Here is a 13,612-nt window from a genome sequence, read left to right as displayed (position 1 = left end):
CACGGCTCGAGGTCAGAGCACGTGGTCAGAGCGCGTGGATGAGCGGCTCACGGGGGCGATAGGTCCCGGAGGGGCCGGTGGCGATGCGCCGCACCGCCTCACGTACGACGTCGGGCGGCTGGGTGAACGGCAGGCGCAGGTAGCGCTCGAGCGTCCCGTCCACGCCGAACCACGGTCCGGGCGCGAGCCGTACGCCGCGGGAGGCCGCGGCCTCGGCCACCGCGCCGGCCGTCGGCGAGTCGAGCCTGACCCACAGCGAGCCGCCGCCGCGCGGGACGGTGAACCTCCAGGCGGGCAGATCCTCCCGCAGGGCCTCGGCCAGGGCAGAGCGGGACGCGCCGAAGACGCGGCGGCGCTCGGCACGTGCCTCCTCGATCCGGTCGAACAGGTGCGCGACCACGAGCTGCTCGAACACCGGGCCCGCGATGTCGACCGTCCCGCGCAGCACGGCCAGACGGCGCAGCACCCCCGGGGCGGCGCGGATCCAGCCCACGCGCAGGCCGCCCCACCAGAGTTTGGCCGCCGATCCGATGCAGACGACCCGGTCGTCGGTGTCGAACGCCGCCAGGGGCGCCGCCGCCGCCCCCGAGTCGATGGCCAGCTCGGCCCAGCTCTCGTCGGCCAGCAGCGTGGCGCCGTGCCGTCGCGCCGCCGCCACCAGCGCGGCGCGGTCCTCGTCGGGCATCAGATGACCGGTCGGGTTGTGGAAGTCCGGGATGACGTAGCCGAGCCGGGCTGCCGACTGCCGCATCGCGGAGATCGTCAGGTCGACGTGCCGGCCGTCCTCCGGAATCCCCACCGGCACCAGGCGCGCCCCGCGCAGCCGTACGGCGTCGATGGCGTGCGGATAGGTCGGCGACTCCAGCAGCACCGGATCGCCCGGACCGGCCAGCATCGTCAGCAGCAGGTGCATCGCGTGCTGGGCGCCGGCGGTGACCATGATCTGCTCGGACCTGGTGGGCAGCCCGCGCTCCCGGTAGCGCCGCGCGATCGCCTCGCGCAGCACGGCCACGCCGAGCGGCTCGTAGCCCATTCCCAGCGCGTACCGATGGTAGGTCCGGCCGGCCTCCTCGACCGCCTCGCCGAGCAGGGCCGTCGCCGGCGGCGCGGCGACGTGCAGCGGCAGCAGGCCGTCGTCGTCGGGGGCGATCCACAGGCTGTCCGTGCCGAGCGCGCCGGCGTCGGGCAGGGCCGTCCAGCTCCCCGCGCCCTGGCGGCTCCGCAGATAACCCTGCTCGCGCAGCCGGTCGTAGGCCGTGGTGACCGTGGTGCGGCTGACCCCCAGCGCGTCGGCGAGCCGCCGCTCCGGCGGGATCCGCACGCGCACCGGCAGCCGCCCGTCCAGGATCAGGGTCCGTACGGCCTCCGCCAGGGCCCGGTAGTACGGCCGGGCGTCCGGCGGCACCCGGATCAGCCGTGCGAGCTGTGTCTCACTCACATACCGCTCCGCCATCAGGCCATTTTGTCGAATTGGCTCTTTAATCTCAAGCGACTGGACTGGAAGATTGGGACCGCTATGACTGAACTCTCCGTTCCCCGTCTCCACTCCCTCGCGTCCAGGCTCATCCGTCTCTACGCCGGGCTCGCCGCCTACGGCATCGGCATCGGGCTGCTGGTCCGGGCCGAGCTCGGCCTCGCCCCATGGGACGTCTTCCACCAGGGCCTGTCCATCCACACGGGCTGGTCGATAGGACTGTGCATCAACATCGTCGGCGTGCTCCTGCTGCTGCTGTGGATCCCGCTGCGGGAGCGGCCCGGTTTCGGCACGATCAGCAACGTGCTGCTGATCGGCCCCTGCGCCGACCTGTTCCTGTGGCTGGTGCCGGCGCCGTCCGCCTGGCTGCTCAGAGGGGCCTTCCTGCTCGCCGGCGTCGTGGTCATCGCCGCCGCGACCGGCCTCTACATCAACGCCGGTTTCGGACCGGGACCGCGTGACGGCCTGATGACCGGCCTCCACCGGCTCGGTCTGTCGATCCGGCTCGGCCGGACGATCGTGGAGATCACGGTGCTCGCCGCCGGATGGCTGCTCGGCGGCACCGTGGGCGTGGGCACGATCCTGTTCGCCGCGGCCATCGGCCCGCTCACGCAGGTCTTCATGAAGCTGTGGTCTCCGCGTCGGTAGTAGCGTGGCGGCATGTGGATCGAGGACTATGCCCTGATCGGTGACATGCAGTCGGCGGCGCTCGTGGGCATCGACGGCTCCGTCGACTGGCTGTGCCTGCCCAGGTTCGACTCCCCGTCCTGCTTCACCCGCCTTCTGGGCGATGACACCAACGGCTTCTGGCGGCTCGCCGCCGCCGGCCAGGAGCGTGCCGTACGGCGTGCCTACCTGGAGGACACGCTGATCCTGGAGACGGTGTGGGAGACCGAGACCGGGGCCGCCAGAGTGATCGACTTCATGCCGCCCCGGCACGCCAACCCGGACATGGTGCGCATCGTCGAGGGCCTGTCCGGGACCGTCGACATGACCACGGAGATCCGCATCCGGTTCGACTACGGCCGCATCGTGCCGTGGGTCCGCCGCATCGACGGCCACCTGCACGCGATCGGCGGCCCCGACTCGGTGTGGATCCACTCCCCCGTGCCGCTGAAGGGCAGCGGATTCCGGCACACCGGCGAGTTCACCGTGTCGGCCGGGGAACGGCTGCCGTTCGTCTTCACCTGGCATCCCTCGCATCAGCCCCAGCCCGAGATGATCGACCCGATCGAGCAGCTCACCGAGACCCGGCTGCTGTGGGAGGAGTGGGTCACCCGGTGCGGGCACCGGGGCCGCTGGCGGGAGGCCGTGGTCCGCTCGCTGATCACACTCAAGGCCCTCACCTACAGCCCGACCGGCGGGATCGTGGCAGCGCCGACGACCTCGCTGCCCGAGCACCTCGGCGGCGTCCGTAACTGGGACTACCGCTACTGCTGGCTGCGCGACGCCGCGATGACGCTCGACGCGCTCACCGGTTCGGGCTATCTGGAGGAGGCCGACGCCTGGCGCGCCTGGCTGCTGCGTGCCATCGCCGGCCGCCCCGAGGACGTCCAGGTCCTGTACGGCGTGGCCGGTGAACGGCGGCTCCCCGAGCTGACGCTCGACTGGCTGCCGGGCTATGAGGGTTCCCTGCCGGTCCGCATCGGCAACGGCGCGGTCGGTCAGCTCCAGCTCGACATCTACGGCGAGGTGATCAACGCGCTGTACGAGGCGCGCAAGGGCGGGCTGGCCGCCGACGACAACACCTGGGACCTGGTCGGCAAGCTGATGCGCTACCTCGAGCACAACTGGGACCAGCCCGACGAGGGCCTGTGGGAGGTCCGTGGGCCGCGGCGGCACTTCGTCCACTCCAAGGTCCTGGTCTGGGTGGCCTTCGACCGCGTGGTGCGAGCCGTGGAGGAACTCGGCCGCGAAGGCCCGGTGGAACGCTGGCGCGCCCTGCGCGACCACGTCCACGCCGAGATCTGCGACAAGGGCTACGACCCGGCGCGCAACACCTTCACCCAGTCCTACGGCTCGCAGGAACTGGACGCGGCACTGCTGCTGATCCCGATCCTCGGGTTCCTCCCCCCGGACGACCCCCGCGTGACAGGCACCATCGAGGCCATCGAACGAGAACTACTGGTCGACGGATTCGTCCTGCGCTATCCGGTCGCGGAGGACAACGCGGTGGACGGCCTGCCCGGCAGCGAAGGCGCCTTCCTCGCCTGCAGCTTCTGGCTGGCCGAGGCCAAAGCGATGATCGGCCGCAAGGACGAGGCCGTCGAACTGTTCGAACGCCTTCTCGCCCTGCGCAACGACGTCGGCCTGCTCGCCGAGGAGTACGACCCCGGCACCGGACGCCAGCTCGGCAACTTCCCCCAGGCATTCAGCCACATCCACCTCGTCCGCACCGCCCTGGCCCTCAGCTGACCACGGGTCCTCAGCCGATCACCGTGGCGCGGGTGGAGCCGGACCCGCGGCCGGATGACGACGGCGGGCGGTGGCGCGGGATGCCGGTGGCCCGCTCGCTCACCGGCGACGGCCCGGCGGAGCGTGCGGGCCAGTGGCGACGGCTCCTCGGCAGGGCCGAACGAGAGGAGATCACCGACGGGATGCGGCTGACGCTGCCGGCCGACCGCGCCGCCGCGTCGACCGCACTCGCCGTCGACGAGCAGCGGTGCTGCCCGTTCTTCGACTTCCGTCTGCACCTGAACGGTTCGGTGGTGAAAATGGAGGTTCGCGCGCCCGCGTCCGGTGCGGCGCTGCTGACCGGCCTGTTCTCCCCGGCCTGATATTCGCCCGTTCCCCGACAGAAAGCCCGCCCGCCGTGTCCGTAGCCCGGTCCGTCGTCTTGTTCGTGCTCGCCGCCCTCCTGGAGATCGGCGGTGCCTGGCTGGTCTGGCAGGGGGTGCGCGAGCATCGCGGCCGGCTCTGGATCGGCGGCGGCGTGCTGGCCCTCGGCGTCTACGGGTTCGCCGCCACACTGCAGCCCGACGCGCATTTCGGCCGGATCCTCGCGGCCTACGGCGGCGTGTTCGTCGCCGGATCGCTCGCCTGGGGCATGGTCGTGGACGGGTTCCGGCCCGACCGCTGGGACGTCCTCGGCGCGCTGATCTGCCTGGCCGGAGTCGCCGTCATCATGTACGCGCCACGCGCCTGACGACCCCGGCGCGAGCCCGCCCGGTGCTGTGACGGTCAGGGCCGGCGGGTGATGCGGGCGAGGAGGCGGGCGAAGGCCGGCGGGGGCGTGACGACGAGGCGGGTCTGGCCGTCACGGGCGACCAGGTCGGCCTGGATGCGGGTGAGCCGGTCGCGGTGCCACCAGTAGATGTGCGGGGTGAGGCCGTCGTCCCTGGTGGCGTACTCCCGCTGGGCGAACACGCGCAGCCGCTCGATGGCGCGCACCACCTCGATGCCCGCCACCGGATGGACGGCCATGATCCCCCGGTGCGGCATCGCGACCAGCACGCCGTCCTTCGGCACCAGCACGTGCTCGGCGAGGCGGCGCAGATGAGCGGTGACGCTCGGCGCGGACAGCAGGGACACCCCGGTCCCGCCGAGATCGAGCCGGGACACCGCGGGCCGGTCGTCGGCCAGCGCGTTGCCGACCGCGACGTCCAGCGCCTCACCGGGCGGGATCGGCCAGCAGAACGCCTCCTCCGGCCGGACCGGGCGGGTGCCGATGGTGAGCACCTCGATCAGGTCGGCGCTGAGGTGGCGGCCGATGATGCGGGAGGGGTCGGGGATCGCCGGGTCGTCGGCGGCGTGCACCCGGGCGCGCAGCAGCGGCTTTATCGGCGCGAGATTGCAGGCGTCGAACGGCTCGCCGGACACCGAGTGGGCCAGATGTTCGGAGACCAGCATCGGCCAGTCCTCGCGCGAGCGCCGGGCCGCCTCGCGGCGCAGGCCGACGAGGTTCACCACCCGGGCCACGATCGGATCCGCCGAGCGCAGCGTCAGGGACCCGCCGTCAGGGGCGAACGAGCAGGTGAATCCCATGGTCTCGGCGACCAGGGCGAGCAGGGAGTCGAGGTCCACGTCCTCGACGGGCCTCGGAGCGGGGGAATCGGCCCGGGGCCGGCCGAGCAGTCGCCGCAAGAGTCCCAACGCACCATCCCTTCGCCACTGCCCGGACCTTCCGGGCCGGGTTTCAGGGTGCCGCCCTCGGATCGCGGAACATGCTGGTCAAAGAATACGATTCAGTCACAATAGTCCCATCCGCCCCCATCCACACGCACAGCTGTGGTGCACCATGCCCCACCGGGAGCCCCGCGATCACCGGCGCCCCCAGCGGGGCGAGCCGTTCCGCGAGCACCGGCAGCGGGTCGCCGCACTCGACCCATGACCCGAGCGCGAAGCCCAACGCCCCGTCGAGGCACCCGGCCTGGCGGAGCTGGGTCAGCATGCGGTCGATCCGGTACGGCTCCTCGGTCACGTCCTCGAGCAGCACGACGCACCCCTCGGCGCGCAGCTCGTACGGCGTCCCGCACAGCGCGGCCAGCAGAGCCAGGTTGCCCCCGACGACGGGACCGCGGATCACCCCGCCGCCGGCGCGGCCGGGCACGAGCAGGCGGTCGCCGACGATCGGACCGGGCCGTCCGCCCTCGAACAGGACCTCCTTCAGGTGCGCGAACGTGACCTGGTCCGGCCCCTCCGGGCCGCCCAGCAGGGCGGTCGCCGGCATCGGGCCGAACAGCGTCACGACACCCAGCCGATGGGCGAACGCCCGGTGCAGCGCGGTGATGTCGCTGGAGCCCAGCAGGATCTTGGGGCCGGCCGCCGCCATCGCGTCCCAGTCGAGCAGGTCCAGCAGCCGCGTGGTGCCGTAGCCGCCGCGTGCGCAGATCACCGCGGCGACCCCCGGGTCGCACCAGGCCTCCTGGAGGTCGGCGGCGCGACCGGCGTCCGATCCGGCGAGAAACCACTCGCGCTCCAGGACGTGGTCGCCGATCACCACCTCGAGGCCGAGTCCGGCGAGCAGGTCGCGGCCGCGCGCGAGCCGCTCCGGGTCGACGGGACCGGCGGGCGCCACCAGCGCCACCCTGTCCCCCGGCCGCAGCCGCCGCGGGAACGACGTCACCCCGCGTGTGATGCGCTCTTCCACTCCCAAAGGGTGTCAGACTTGAGCGTATCTATGCGACCTCCGACGCACATACTCGTGGTCAACGGCGTCAAGGTCCGGCAGCCGGTGTTCGTGATCTCCGCTCCGCACTCCGGCGCGGACCTTCTCGGCCGTGCCCTGAAACGATCTCCCGGCTTCCACGTCACCATGGGCCGCGCCCCGGTGGCCCGGGTCGTGTACGCGTTCGCCCGGCGGCCGTCGATCGCCCGCAGCCGGGGCGCGCACCGCGTGCTGCGCGACGTGCTGGCCGAGGCCTGGCAGGTCGTCCCCGGCGCGTGCGCGGAATGCGGCGCGGCCTGCAAGGAGGCGGGCGGCATCGTCGGTGCCGGGCCCTGCGTGACGGCACGCTCGCTCACCAGGTTCGGCGACGCCGGGCCCGATCTCCTCTACAGCACCCCGGTGCTGCTGCAGGCCTTCCCGGACGCACGCCTCATCCAGATCATCCGCGACGGCCGCGACGTGGTCGCCGACATGCTGGCCGACCCGGCCTGCCTCGCCTGGTTCAAGCCGCACATGCTGGGGCATGACGCCGAGTTCCCCAGCCCGTTCCTCGGCGTGCGCTCGGCCGAGCACCGGGACCGGTGGAACGCCATGCCGGCGGCGGGCAAGTGCGCGCTGCGGTGGCGCAGCGCCGTACGGCTCAGCGCGACGCTCCGCCGCGAGCTGCCCGCCGAGCAGCTGCTGACCCTGCGGTACGAGGACATGGTGGCCTCCCCCGGCCGGGCGATCCGGGCGGTGTCGGACTTCCTCGGCGCGGAGATCTCCGCCATCGCCCTGTACTCGGCGAAGACGGGCGGCTGGCGTAAGCGGCTGTCGGCCGCCGACACCGAACTGGTGGAGAAGGTGGCCCGCGAGGAACTCAGACGCCTCGGCTACCGGTGACCGCCTCGCCCCTGGCTCCATCGCCGGAGAAGTCACCGGAGAACTGGGTGCGGTAGAGCTCGGCGTAGGCGCCGTCCCGCCGGAGCAGTTCCTCGTGGCCGCCGCGCTCGGCCACCCGCCCGTCCTCGATCACCAGGATCGTGTCGGCCTCGCGGATGGTGGACAGGCGGTGGGCGATCACCAGTGAGGTCCGGCCGCGCAGCGCGGTCTTCAGCGCCTTCTGCACCGCGGCCTCGGACTCGGAGTCCAGATGGGCGGTCGCCTCGTCGAGCACGACGACCCGCGGCGCCTTCAGCAGAAGGCGGGCCAGCGCGATGCGCTGCTTCTCCCCGCCCGACAGGCGGTAGCCCCGATCGCCCACGACCGTCTCCAGCCCCTCGGGCAGGCCCTCGACCAGCTCGGCGATCTGCGCGGCCCGCAGCGCGGCCCAGATCTCCTCGTCGGTGGCCCCCGGGCGGGCGTAGCGCAGGTTGGCGCCGATCGTGTCGTGGAACAGGTGGGCGTCCTGCATGACCACGCCGACCGTGTCCCTGACGCTGTCGAGGGTGGCGTCCCGTACGTCCAGGCCGTTGATCCGGACCGCGCCCTCGCCGACGTCGTACAGGCGGGAGACCAGGGAGGTGATCGTCGTCTTGCCGGCGCCGGAGTGGCCGACCAGCGCGACCAGTTCCCCCGGCCGTGCCGTGAACGACACGCCCTTCAGGACCTCCTGCGACGGCCCGGTGTCCGGCCGCGCCACCGACTCGAGGGAGGCGAGCGAGACCTCGGAGGCCGCCGGGTAGCGGAACCTGACGTCGTCGAACTCGATCTCCACCGGCCCCTCGGGGATCGGCCGGGCGTCCGGCCGCTCGGCGACCATCGGCTTGAGGTCGAGCACCTCGAAGACCCGGTCGAAGCTCACGAGCGCGGTCATCACGTCGACGTGGACGTTCGACAGGCTGGTCAGCGGGCCGTACAGCCGCATGAGCAGGGACGCCAGGGCGACCAGCGTGCCGAGTTCGAGCGTCCCCGACACGGCGAAGACGCCGCCGAGGCCGTAGACGAGCGCGGTCGCGAGCGCGGCGACCAGGCCGAGCGCGACCCGGAACACGGTTCCGTACATCGCGACCGTGATCCCGACGTCGCGGACCCGCCCGGCCCGGTGCCCGAAGTGGGCCGCCTCGTCGGCCGGCCTGCCGTACAGCTTGGCGACCGTGGCCCCGGCCACGTTGAACCGCTCTGTCATCACCGAGCTCATCTCCGCGTCGAGCTCCAGCTGCTCGCGGGTGAGCGCTGACATGCGCCGGCCGACCCATTTGGCCGGGAAGATGAAGATCGGCAGCAGGATGAGCGCGACCAGCGTGATCTGCCACGACAGCACGAGCATCGCGCCGAGCACCATGATCAGGCTGACCACGTTGGAGACCACCGACGACAGCGTGCTGGTGAGGGCCCGCTGGGCCCCGATGACGTCGCTGTTCAGCCGGGAGACCAGCGCTCCGGTCTGGGCCCGCATGAAGAACGCCACCGGCATGCGCTGTACGTGGTCGAAGACCTCGGTGCGCAGGTTGTAGATCAGGCCCTCGCCGATCCTCGCCGAGTACCACCGCTGGACGAGGGTCAGTCCCGCGTCCACGACGGCCAGGGCGGCTATGGCCACGGCGAGCCAGATCACGAGGTCGGTCAGCCCCGGCCTGATGCCGTCGTCGATGATCGCCTTCATCAGCAGCGGATTGGCCACCGCGATGACCGATCCGACCACGACCAGCACCAGGAACGCCGTGATCTGCCATCTGAACGGCCGGGCGTATCCCGCTATGCGGCGCACCGTCCCCGGCGCCAGCCGCTGGCTGGTCACCGAACTGTCGCGCCGCAGGGACCGTAACGCCTCGAAGCCGTAACCGCCGCCCATCATCGCCATATGTCGCCATCCTCCCGGGAGATGCAGCATCGAGGGAAGGCGCCCGATTCCATCATCAGCCTCCAGCGAACAGCGCCCTGATACGGGCCGCCTGTTCCGCCCGCTCGGCAGCGGCCTGCTCCTCCAGCGTCCGCTGCGGCGCGCCCTGGAGCAGTCTCTTGGTGGCGGTCGCCGCCTCGCGGTCGACGGCCAGCAGCGCCGTGGTCAGATCCCGTACGGCCCGGCCCAGCTCGTCCGGGGGCACCGCCGTCTCCGCCAGTCCGAGCCGCAGCGCCTCGGCCGCGCCGACGACGCGTGCGGTCAGGCATATCTCGATGGCCCGTGGCACCCCGACGATGTCGACCAGCGGCTTGGTCCCCGTCAGGTCGGGGACCAGCCCGAGCGCGGGCTCCTTCATACAGAACATGACGTCGTCGGCGACGATCCGCAGGTCGCACGCGAGCGCGAGCTGGAAACCCGCGCCGATGGCATGGCCCTGCACCGCCGCGATGGAGACGATGTCCGGCCGGCGCAGCCAGAGAAAGCCGCGCTGGGCCTCGGCGATCAGCCGACGCAGATCGGCGTCGCCGTGCGCCGCCGCCGCGGCGAACGAATCCGTCCCGGACTCCCGCTCGGTCCCACGATGCTGAGCGGGTTCGGAATGCTGAGCGCGCGGCTCGGGGTCCGGGGCGAACATGCCCAGATCGAGGCCCGACGAGAAGGACGGCCCCTCGCCTTGGATCACGACCACTCGCACCTGCTCCGGAAGGTCTTCTCCTATCCGGGCCAGAGCCGACCAGGTGGCGAACGTCTGTGCGTTCCGCTTCTCCGGCCGGTTCAAGGTGACGGTCGCGATCTCGCCGTCCATCTCGAAGCGCAGTCCGCTCCCCCCAATTGCCGCTTCCGCCATCGCTGCTCGCTCCTGCCTTCGGTGGGCGGTCGCTCGCCTTCACACACGGCCGGGTCCGGTGCGGCGTCCCGTCCGTGCGCGCCCGGCCCGTACGTGTTCCGTACGTGCCATCGCTCGCGCTCCCCTGTCTCCGCGGTCGCGCCCGAGCCTACCGAATCTCATTCTGGCGGCTCGGACGCGACCACTCCGACTGCTGGAACGAGCGGCTGCGGTCGCGCGTCTTGAGGTGGATCGCTAGCGCTTGGACTTGCCCCGGGTCGCACCGCCGCGCCCGCGCAGAGTCACTCCCGACTCGCTGAGGATGCGGTGGATGAACCCGTACGACCGGCCGGTGGAAGCCGCCAGAGCGCGGATGCTCTCACCCGCGGCATAGCGCTTCTTCAGATCGTTGGCCAGCTTTTCACGGTCGGCCCCGGTCACCCGGGTGCCCTTCTTGAGAGTCTCGGCCACGAGTACCTCCTGTAGTGCCAGACTTCCGCAGCGTTACTCACGCCATGATCAGTCATTTCTACGAGATCGGCTACCTACTCCGCGGGAAAAGATCCCTACCCGCTCAAATTAAGATCAGGCGAGTGCCACAAGATCGGAAAATTCGTCACTCCACGCGTCTTCGACTCCGTCCGGCAGCAAAATCACCCTATCCGGCTGAAGCGCTTCTACGGCACCCTCATCATGGGTGACCAGCACGATCGCACCGGCGTACGAGCCGAGGGCCGCCAGAACCTGCTCCCGTGACGCCGGATCAAGGTTGTTGGTAGGCTCGTCGAGCAGCAGCACGTTGGCGCTCGACAGCACCAGCGTGGCAAGGGCGAGCCGTGTCTTCTCACCGCCCGACAGCACCGCGGCCGGCTTGTCCACATCGTCGCCGGAGAACAGGAACGAGCCGAGCACCTTGCGCAGTTCGACCTCGGCGAGATCGGGCCCGGCCGAGCGCATGTTCTCCAGGACCGTACGCCCCGGGTCGAGGGTCTCGTGCTCCTGGGCGTAGTAGCCGATCTTCAGTCCGTGACCGGGCCGGACGTCGCCGGTGTCGGGCTTCTCGATCCCGGCGAGCAGGCGCAGCAGCGTGGTCTTGCCCGCGCCGTTCAGGCCCAGGATGACGATGCGGGATCCCCGGTCCACGGCGGCGTCGACGTCGGTGAAGACCTCCAGCGAGCCGTACGACTTGGACAGTGCGTGCGCCGTCAGCGGCGTCCTGCCGCACGGGGCCGGCTCGGGGAAGCGCAGCTTGGCGACCCTGTCCGCCCGCCGCTCGCCCTCGACGCCCGCCAGCAGGCGGCGGGCCCGGCGCTCCATGTCCTGCGCCGCCTTGGCCTTGGTGGCCTTGGCCCGCATGCGGTCGGCCTGTGACAGCAGCGCCGAGGCCTGCCGCTCGGCGTTGACCCGCTCGCGCTTGCGGCGCTTCTCGTCGGTCTCCCGCTGTGTCAGGTACGCCTTCCAGCCGACGTTGTAGGTGTCGATCACGCACCGGTTGGCGTCGAGGTGGAGCACCCGGTTTACCGTCGCTTCAAGAAGGTTCACGTCGTGACTGATGATCACCAAGCCGCCCTGGTGCGCACGCAAAAAATCCCGAAGCCACCCGATTGAGTCCGCATCGAGGTGGTTTGTGGGCTCGTCAAGCAGGAGAGTCTCGGCTCCGCTGAACAGGATCCGGGCCAGCTCCACCCGCCTGCGCTGCCCGCCGGACAGGGTCCCCAGCGGCTGCCGCAGGATCCGGTCGGGCAGCCCGAGGCTGGAGGCGATCGAGGCGGCCTCCGCCTCGGCCGCGTAGCCGCCGAGCACGTGCAGGCGGTCCTCCAGCCGGCCGTAGGCGCGTACCGCCTTGTCGCGCGTCCGCGTGTCGGCCGAGGCCATGCCGAGCTCGGCCGCGCGCAGCTCGCGCAGCACCTCGTCCAGGCCGCGGGCCGACAGGATGCGGTCGCGGGCGAGCACCGACAGGTCGCCGGTGCGCGGATCCTGGGGCAGGTAGCCGATCTCGCCTGTGACGCTCACGGTCCCGGCCGCCGGCAGGCCCTCACCCGCGAGGACCCTGGTGAGCGTGGTCTTGCCGGCCCCGTTGCGGCCGACCAGTCCGATCTTGTCGCCGGGGTTGACCCGGAAGGAGGCGCCCTCGATGAGCAGCCGGGATCCCGCGCGCAGTTCGACGTCAGTGGCGATGATCATGAATGGGGACACTCCCGTGAGGAAATTTCGAAGGGGATCGGCGCACGGGCCGATCAGTCGGGAGCGCGCATGTCCGCCATTGTAGTCGCCGGCCGCCCCGAGCCGAACGTGGTCGACGGCCCGGTCCGCCGCCGCCCCTGGTCGGCGGCCTCGCCCGAGGCCCGGTCACCGCGCCGGAAGGAGGCTCCGGTCCGCCGCGAGGTGCGCTCCGGCGGGCTTTCGCGTGCGGTCCTCGCTCCCTCGCGCTCCGCTCCCTCGCTCCCGGCCGGCGACCGGTGTGCCGGCGATCAGGACGGTTCCGAAACGACGTCGACGACGCGGACGCGCACGCCGCGGAACATCGCGGGGGTCCTCTCCAGCACGCCGCGCCGGGGGTCGGGCACGGTCAGGAACGGCTCGGCCGCGAGCGCGAACAGCGGCGCCAGCCGCCGGTCGCCGCGCAGTTCGGCGACCGCGCGCCGGTCGCCGCCGAGCACGACGGCGTCGAGTTCGGCGGCGTACGGCACGAGCACCCGGAACGCGGCTTCGGCCGCGGCGCCGAGAGCCTCGGCCGACTGCTTCTCCCTGCGCCGGGCGAAACGCTGCTGCGACCAGCCTCCGGCCGCGCTGCGCCCGTGCACCGGCCGTGACCCGACCTTCGATGCGGCCAGCCGCTCACCGGTGAACACCCCGGCCGCGTAGCCGCCGAGCCGTACCAGCAGGACCCCCACCGTCCGCTCCCGGGACGCGTGCTCGACCAGATCTCCGCGCAGCGGCGGGAACGGGACCAGGCACTCGGCGACCGAGCCGTCGGCCGCCTCCAGCCGCACCACGTCGTCGGCGACGGTGGTCGCGACGTTCCCGTGCCGTACGGCGAAGCCGTCGATCCACCGGGAGAGCCGCTCGGGGGCGACCGAGACCCATCTGCCCCCGCCCGCCGCCGGTCGCGCCGCCATGACAGGTCAGGCTACCCCACCCCCGTGGCCGTGATCTTGCAGTTTCTCGCACACGACCCTCATGACCTGCCTGAACCTTTGCGCTGATCTTGCAGTTTCTCGCAGGAACGCCGTCCGACGTGCGCAGACCCGGTTGGTGATCTTGCAGTTGGCGGAGGATGCAAGATCACAAATGGTATTTCACCAGGCCAGACAGCAGTCCTGCGAGAAACTGCAAGATCACGAATGTGAAAGTTCCTGCTCACGGCGCCGGTCTGCAAGA

Annotated in this window: 13 protein-coding genes; 5 read left to right on the top strand and 8 right to left on the bottom strand. The window is 71.5% G+C overall.

From position 1 onward, the window contains the following. Positions 1-25: 25 nt before the first annotated feature. Positions 26-1,453: a PLP-dependent aminotransferase family protein gene (locus tag ACQP1K_RS12270; RefSeq protein ID WP_433500999.1), complete on the bottom strand. Its 1,428-nt coding sequence runs from the start codon at positions 1,451-1,453 to the stop codon at positions 26-28. A 63-nt stretch (positions 1,454-1,516) separates the two neighbouring features. Between ACQP1K_RS12270 and ACQP1K_RS12265 the strand changes: the two genes are divergently transcribed. Genes ACQP1K_RS12265 through ACQP1K_RS12250 form a run of 4 tightly spaced genes read left to right on the top strand, consistent with a single transcriptional unit; the run spans position 1,517 to position 4,619 of the window. Then, entirely contained in the window at positions 1,517-2,122 is a 606-nt protein-coding gene (locus ACQP1K_RS12265; protein ID WP_433500998.1) for a YczE/YyaS/YitT family protein, read from the top strand. Positions 2,123-2,134: 12 nt separating this feature from the next. Beyond that, positions 2,135-3,889, top strand: coding sequence for a glycoside hydrolase family 15 protein (locus ACQP1K_RS12260; protein WP_433500997.1), 1,755 nt, complete (start codon positions 2,135-2,137; stop codon positions 3,887-3,889). Positions 3,890-3,921: 32 nt separating this feature from the next. Further along, entirely contained in the window at positions 3,922-4,251 is a 330-nt protein-coding gene (locus tag ACQP1K_RS12255) for a hypothetical protein (RefSeq protein WP_433500996.1), read from the top strand. 35 nt (positions 4,252-4,286) lie between these two features. Then, positions 4,287-4,619, top strand: a complete 333-nt coding sequence (locus ACQP1K_RS12250; protein WP_433500995.1) for a YnfA family protein — start codon at positions 4,287-4,289, stop codon at positions 4,617-4,619. Between the two features lie 35 nt (positions 4,620-4,654). Here ACQP1K_RS12250 and ACQP1K_RS12245 read toward each other — a convergent pair whose 3' ends face one another. Next, positions 4,655-5,566, bottom strand: a complete 912-nt coding sequence (locus ACQP1K_RS12245; protein ID WP_433500994.1) for a hypothetical protein — start codon at positions 5,564-5,566, stop codon at positions 4,655-4,657. Between the two features lie 43 nt (positions 5,567-5,609). Beyond that, positions 5,610-6,563 carry a S66 peptidase family protein gene (locus ACQP1K_RS12240; RefSeq protein WP_433500993.1) on the bottom strand — a complete coding sequence of 318 codons (954 nt, stop codon included), beginning with the start codon at positions 6,561-6,563 and terminating at the stop codon, positions 5,610-5,612. A gap of 30 nt (positions 6,564-6,593) precedes the next feature. Between ACQP1K_RS12240 and ACQP1K_RS12235 the strand changes: the two genes are divergently transcribed. Continuing rightward, positions 6,594-7,463, top strand: coding sequence for a sulfotransferase family protein (locus tag ACQP1K_RS12235; protein WP_433500992.1), 870 nt, complete (start codon positions 6,594-6,596; stop codon positions 7,461-7,463). On the opposite strand, the gene ACQP1K_RS12230 is transcribed toward ACQP1K_RS12235, so the two are convergent. The 5 genes from ACQP1K_RS12230 to ACQP1K_RS12210 all read right to left on the bottom strand — a co-directional run bounded on the left by ACQP1K_RS12230 (position 7,441) and on the right by ACQP1K_RS12210 (position 13,350). Beyond that, on the bottom strand, positions 7,441-9,363 hold the full coding sequence (locus ACQP1K_RS12230) for an ABC transporter ATP-binding protein (RefSeq protein WP_433500991.1): 1,923 nt from the start codon (positions 9,361-9,363) through the stop codon (positions 7,441-7,443). The two genes, ACQP1K_RS12235 and ACQP1K_RS12230, sit on opposite strands and share 23 nt — an antisense overlap. Before the next feature lie 55 nt (positions 9,364-9,418). Continuing rightward, the gene (locus ACQP1K_RS12225) at positions 9,419-10,252 is read right to left on the bottom strand and encodes an enoyl-CoA hydratase/isomerase family protein (protein ID WP_433500990.1); all 834 of its coding nucleotides are present in this window, start codon (positions 10,250-10,252) and stop codon (positions 9,419-9,421) included. Between the two features lie 234 nt (positions 10,253-10,486). Then, positions 10,487-10,702, bottom strand: a complete 216-nt coding sequence (locus tag ACQP1K_RS12220) for a helix-turn-helix domain-containing protein (protein WP_055482135.1) — start codon at positions 10,700-10,702, stop codon at positions 10,487-10,489. Between the two features lie 114 nt (positions 10,703-10,816). After that, complete coding sequence (locus ACQP1K_RS12215; protein ID WP_433500989.1) at positions 10,817-12,415, bottom strand: ABC-F family ATP-binding cassette domain-containing protein; 1,599 nt, start codon at positions 12,413-12,415, stop codon at positions 10,817-10,819. A 287-nt stretch (positions 12,416-12,702) separates the two neighbouring features. Beyond that, positions 12,703-13,350 carry an acVLRF1 family peptidyl-tRNA hydrolase gene (locus ACQP1K_RS12210; protein ID WP_433500988.1) on the bottom strand — a complete coding sequence of 216 codons (648 nt, stop codon included), beginning with the start codon at positions 13,348-13,350 and terminating at the stop codon, positions 12,703-12,705. Between the last annotated feature and the right edge of the window lie 262 nt (positions 13,351-13,612).

Origin of the sequence: Sphaerimonospora sp. CA-214678 (assembly GCF_050942215.1) — a bacterium.
Lineage (GTDB): Bacteria > Actinomycetota > Actinomycetes > Streptosporangiales > Streptosporangiaceae > Sphaerimonospora.
The sequence above is the reverse complement of the archived record's forward strand: the minus strand, read 5'-3'. Positions and strand labels throughout refer to the sequence as shown.